9 protein-coding genes are annotated in these 3,528 nt (G+C 67.4%); all 9 read right to left on the bottom strand.

Going from position 1 to position 3,528, the window contains the following annotated elements; all coding sequences use genetic code 11:
• Nucleotides 1-71: 71 nt before the first annotated feature.
• Nucleotides 72-509, bottom strand: a complete 438-nt coding sequence (locus ACK4IU_RS18520; protein ID WP_409738311.1) for a phage protein GemA/Gp16 family protein — start codon at nt 507-509, stop codon at nt 72-74.
• Nucleotides 506-925 carry a hypothetical protein gene (locus ACK4IU_RS18525; RefSeq protein ID WP_409738314.1) on the bottom strand — a complete coding sequence of 140 codons (420 nt, stop codon included), beginning with the start codon at nt 923-925 and terminating at the stop codon, nt 506-508. The genes ACK4IU_RS18520 and ACK4IU_RS18525 overlap by 4 nt, the downstream gene beginning before the upstream one ends.
• Before the next feature lie 51 nt (nt 926-976).
• Nucleotides 977-1,198, bottom strand: a complete 222-nt coding sequence (locus tag ACK4IU_RS18530; RefSeq protein ID WP_409738317.1) for a hypothetical protein — start codon at nt 1,196-1,198, stop codon at nt 977-979.
• A 117-nt stretch (nt 1,199-1,315) separates the two neighbouring features.
• Nucleotides 1,316-1,582 carry an HU family DNA-binding protein gene (locus ACK4IU_RS18535; RefSeq protein ID WP_409738320.1) on the bottom strand — a complete coding sequence of 89 codons (267 nt, stop codon included), beginning with the start codon at nt 1,580-1,582 and terminating at the stop codon, nt 1,316-1,318.
• A 73-nt stretch (nt 1,583-1,655) separates the two neighbouring features.
• Nucleotides 1,656-1,793, bottom strand: a complete 138-nt coding sequence (locus tag ACK4IU_RS18540) for a hypothetical protein (RefSeq protein WP_409738323.1) — start codon at nt 1,791-1,793, stop codon at nt 1,656-1,658.
• A 4-nt stretch (nt 1,794-1,797) separates the two neighbouring features.
• The gene (locus ACK4IU_RS18545) at nt 1,798-2,451 is read right to left on the bottom strand and encodes a DUF3164 family protein (RefSeq protein WP_409738326.1); all 654 of its coding nucleotides are present in this window, start codon (nt 2,449-2,451) and stop codon (nt 1,798-1,800) included.
• Complete coding sequence (locus tag ACK4IU_RS18550) at nt 2,441-2,677, bottom strand: hypothetical protein (RefSeq protein ID WP_409738329.1); 237 nt, start codon at nt 2,675-2,677, stop codon at nt 2,441-2,443. The genes ACK4IU_RS18545 and ACK4IU_RS18550 overlap by 11 nt, the downstream gene beginning before the upstream one ends.
• A complete protein-coding gene (locus ACK4IU_RS18555; RefSeq protein ID WP_409738332.1) occupies nt 2,670-3,158 on the bottom strand; it encodes a helix-turn-helix domain-containing protein in 489 nt (162 codons plus the stop codon). Before ACK4IU_RS18555 ends, ACK4IU_RS18550 begins: the two co-directional genes overlap by 8 nt.
• A partial coding sequence (locus ACK4IU_RS18560) for a hypothetical protein (protein ID WP_409738335.1) occupies nt 3,158-3,528 on the bottom strand: 371 nt, incomplete at its 5' end. The genes ACK4IU_RS18560 and ACK4IU_RS18555, both read right to left, overlap by 1 nt.

Below are 3,528 nucleotides of genomic sequence, written 5' to 3' on the forward strand. Positions count from 1 at the left end.
GATGTCGATGCCCTGCACCCTCTCCAGGTGGCGCAGGACGGCATGATCGGTGACATAGGCGACGGGCTTCTTCACAGCTCCACCCCCGCCCTTGCGCACATGCCCTTCAGCGCCTCGATCACGGTCGCGATCTGGCGATGGTCCTGCATTGCGTCGATGTCGAAGGTGGCCGCGCCCCAGCTTTTCTCGAACCGGGCGCGGATGAAGGCGTTCAGCCCCTTGGCCCCGCCCTGGGTGACGGCCCCGGCCTTGTGCAGCTTGCTCCACAACACATGGGCAAACCGGGTATCCGCTCGCTTCGCCGCCGGGCGCCTGTTCCGGCCCTTGCCGGCGTGCGGCTTGAACCCGCGCTCCTTCAGGGCGGTGACCAGCTTGTTCAGCTCGGCCTCGGTCATGTCTGACATGCTGGCCTTGCCGGTGACGACCAGCTGCAGATCGCGCCGGGTCTCCCCGTCGATCCCCAACTCGCGGCAGCCGACATGCACGAGCTTCTGCAGCGCGCGGGTCATGCGGCCACCGCCATGTTCGCCTCCGCCGGGCGCGGGGCGGCCCATTCGATGACGAGGCCGTGAAACACCTCGAGCGGTCCGTAGGTCTCCTTGAAGAACCGGGCCATGTCGCCGCTGTCGATGAAGCCGTCGCGCACGGCGAAGGCGTCCAGGTCCTTGACCGGCACGCCGTCGGTCACGATGCGGACGATGCCGAAGTCCTCGCCGAAGGTGATCTGGATCGTCATGACATCGGTGCAGCGGACGTCCGGGCAGATGCGGCGGCAGTCGGGGGTGCGCTGGCCGACGAACAGCTGCAAGACTTCGCCCGGCCGGACGTTGCGGACGCGGCGGCCCCGGCGGATGGCCTGGGTCTTCCAGCCCTCGCGGATGGCGGTCTCGAAACGAGCGTTGAAGTTGAAGGCAACCACGGTCATCTCCTCATCTGGCAGCGCCCCCGGCCCGGGCGGGCCGGGGGCTCTTGGCGATCAGTTCTGGGCGTCGAAGCAGGTCCAGACCACCTTCGGATGGCCCTCGACCGGGTTCTGGTCGCTGTCCTGAAGGGTCAGCGCCTCGAACTGCGCCTCAAGGCGCGGCCCTGCGGCCTCGCAGGCTTCAAGGGTGTCGTAGGGGATCGTCTCGGTCCCCCCCTCGCCGTTCGTGCGGAACATGGCGATCAGGAGGACGGTTGCGATTGCGGCAGCGTTCATTTGAAAGGTCCTTTACACAGGGGTTGAAGGTTGGGTTTGGCCGGGTCTTCACCTCGCAGGCCGGCCACCTGCCTTCACCGCCGCCCCGGGGCGCAATCCCGGGGCGGCGGAGCTCTCTCAGGCCTTCGGCTTCGCAGCCTTGAAGGTCAGCGTCGTGGTGGCCGGGATCTCGACCGGCAGCCCGGTCTGCGGGTTCCTGCCCGTGCGCGCGGCGCGGGTCTTCATCTCGAAGGTGCCGAAGCCCTGGATGATCACCTTGTCTCCGGCGGCCGCAGCGCCCCGGATCAGGTTGAGAATGGCCTCGACACAGGCGCCTGCGGCGGCTTTCGTCATGCCCTGGCTCTCGGCCAGGTCGTCGATCAGTCTTCCTTTGGACACGGTCATGTCTGGTCTTCCTCTGGTGGCAGCGCCGATCACGGCGCGGGGTTGACCCGGCAGCGCACCGCCGGGGATGGCTTCAGCTGAGGCTTCCGGTCGCCCGCAGGGTGGCAAGCAGGAGGCAGCCGCCAAGCGCCAGTGCTGCCAGCGGCCAGTCGCGGAAGCCGACGAAGGCACCCGCGAGAAAGCCGAAGAAGAACATCAGGAAGGGCGTCATGGGTTCACGCCTTCGCCATGTCGATGGTGACTGCCTGCCAGGGCTGGTCGGCGCTCTCGCGGCGGTAGGCCCGGATATAGGTCTGGGTGCCCTCAACCCGGATCGCATCGCGGATCGCGCGCATGGCCTCCTTCCAGCGCGCATCCTCGATCTCCAGCCGCAGAAGGGTGAAGATCTCGGCCCGGTTGATCTGGCCTTCCTTGTCGGTGTTGAAGGCGCGGGTGACGATCGCCTGCAGCTCGGGCCGGGCGCTTGCCGCCCATTCGTTCAGGCACTCGTCCAGCAGGGTCTTGGCGATCTGCAGCTCGGGGCCGAAGGTCAGGCGGTCGGCGACCTGCACCTGCACCTTCAGGCAGCCGTCATAGCTGGTCAGGGTCATGTTGCCCTTTTTGCCGCCCAGGGTCGCGCCGTACTGCTCGGCCAGAAGGGCCTCCAGCGCGCCGATGTCCTCGAAGGTGTGGGCCTTCAGTCGCGCGATCTGCTCAGATGCAGCGACCATCCAGCCCATGATGCTGCGCACCGTCTGGTCGATCAGCAGATCGGCGGGCTTGACGGTCGACACGGGGATGTAGCCGCCCTTGGCGTCGACGATCCGCTCGGTCCCGTCGATGGTGATGCGCCCGGTCGGGATCGGCGCGGGTTTGAACTCACTGGCCATCTGTGGCCTCCTTTCGTGGGGCAAGAACAAGCTCGGCGGGCGGGGTTTCGCCCGGCGGGGTGGCGACCAGGCCAAGGGCGATAAGCGCGAGTGCCATGTCCTCGATGTCGGCGATCGACAGGCCGGTCAGGCCACGCAGGCCGTGCATGTCGATCTTGCCGACCGCGCGAGAGGCACCTTCCAGCACCTGGCGCATGGTCTTCGGGTTCGGGGGAACCTCAGCCATGGGCGGCCTCCAGCTGCTGAAGGAAGCCAAGCGCGGCTTTCCGCGCATCCGCGTCGGTCATCTGCGCATCGCGCAGGACCGAACAGGCGGCGAGCAGCTGCCAGGGCTTTGCCTGCGGACCGCTGACGGCCGCCTCCTGTGCCAGATCGACGATCTGCCGACAAAGGCTGGCCAGCTCCGCGGCATATCCCGGCTCGCGGGCCAGGCGCTGATCGACCTTGGCAACGGCTTCATGGACCGTCGACATGTCGCGCCCGCCCATGAAGCGGCCGATCAGGGTAAAGGATGCTGCCGGGTCCAGCTTGCGGATGATGTACATCAGCTCGTGCCGGTAGGCGGTGATGGCGTGGGCCTGGCTGGGCCCGACCAGTTCGGACAAGCTGAGGCCGGTGACCTTCGCATAGGCGCTGATCACCTTGTCGATCGAAAGCTTCGGTGCGGTGTGGCCGGCGTGAAGTACGCCGAGAAGTGCGGGTCCCATTATTCTGCACCCTCCCCCTTGAAGATCGGGCAGCGATTGCAGGCCCGATACATGCGCGTGCGCAGCGGGTTGCCAGGGGCGAAGGTCTTCGCCTTCTCGCGCCAGTCCTGGCATTCGTGGCTCGGAAGCTGCCCCATGGCCGGGCACTCGACGCGCCCGTCCATCAGGATGCCGCGGACCCGCTCCTCTATCCGCTCGTAGGACCCGGCGTACTTCTTGCGCAGGACGGTCGAGACAACGGCAGGCGATCGGTCCAGCTGGGCCGCGACCTTCGACTGGCTTGTGCGCCCGCAGGCGATGGCCAGCGCGCGGATCCAGTCGGGCAGGGGCGCACCCCAGGCCTCCTCGGCCATTGCGATCAGATCGGCGC

The organism is Tabrizicola flagellatus, from assembly GCF_046295235.1.
Lineage (GTDB): Bacteria > Pseudomonadota > Alphaproteobacteria > Rhodobacterales > Rhodobacteraceae > Tabrizicola > Tabrizicola flagellata_A.

Bases quoted from the DNA above. Each gene is read 5' to 3' on its own strand.
- ACK4IU_RS18520 (WP_409738311.1), bottom strand. From the start codon at position 509: ATGACCCGCGCGCTGCAGAAGCTCGTGCATGTCGGCTGCCGCGAGTTG.
- ACK4IU_RS18525 (WP_409738314.1), bottom strand. From the start codon at position 925: ATGACCGTGGTTGCCTTCAACTTCAACGCTCGTTTCGAGACCGCCATC.
- ACK4IU_RS18530 (WP_409738317.1), bottom strand. From the start codon at position 1,198: ATGAACGCTGCCGCAATCGCAACCGTCCTCCTGATCGCCATGTTCCGC.
- ACK4IU_RS18535 (WP_409738320.1), bottom strand. From the start codon at position 1,582: ATGACCGTGTCCAAAGGAAGACTGATCGACGACCTGGCCGAGAGCCAG.
- ACK4IU_RS18540 (WP_409738323.1), bottom strand. From the start codon at position 1,793: ATGACGCCCTTCCTGATGTTCTTCTTCGGCTTTCTCGCGGGTGCCTTC.
- ACK4IU_RS18545 (WP_409738326.1), bottom strand. From the start codon at position 2,451: ATGGCCAGTGAGTTCAAACCCGCGCCGATCCCGACCGGGCGCATCACC.
- ACK4IU_RS18550 (WP_409738329.1), bottom strand. From the start codon at position 2,677: ATGGCTGAGGTTCCCCCGAACCCGAAGACCATGCGCCAGGTGCTGGAA.
- ACK4IU_RS18555 (WP_409738332.1), bottom strand. From the start codon at position 3,158: ATGGGACCCGCACTTCTCGGCGTACTTCACGCCGGCCACACCGCACCG.